Consider the following 511-nt stretch of genomic DNA (forward strand, 5'->3'; position numbering starts at 1 on the left):
CCACCTCATCGTGCGACAGCGGCAGAACAAAGTTTTCGGTATGGTTGTACAACATACCAAAGGTCAGCTTGTCGTGATGATACTGGCGGTACACCGGGTCCAGCTTCATGTAGTCCAGCGTGTCGTGCATCCAGCCCAGATTCCACTTGTACCAGAACCCCAGCCCACCCGTTTCCGGTGGACGCGTCACGCCAGAGAAGTCTGTCGACTCTTCCGCCATGCTGACCGCGCCGGGCACCTGCTCGCCAATAATGCGGTTGGTATTACGCAGAAACTCAATGGCTTCCAGGTTTTCACGACCGCCGAACTCGTTCGGTATCCACTCGCCCTCTTTGCGGCTGTAGTCGCGGTAGATCATAGAGGCCACCGCATCGACACGCAGCGCATCAATCCCAAAACGCTCCATCCAGTACAGGGCGTTACCCACCAGATAATTACTGACTTCACGACGACCATAGTTGTAGATCAGCGTATTCCAGTCCTGGTGATAGCCCTCGCGCGGGTCGCTATG

General features: G+C 56.0%; 1 pseudogene. It reads right to left on the reverse strand.

The features are described 5' to 3' along the window. A pseudogene (locus K0335_RS22355) lies at window positions 1–511 on the reverse strand (1,4-alpha-glucan branching enzyme); the annotation flags it as partial.

The organism is Escherichia sp. GZ89, from assembly GCF_019366485.1.
GTDB lineage: Bacteria > Pseudomonadota > Gammaproteobacteria > Enterobacterales > Enterobacteriaceae > Escherichia > Escherichia fergusonii.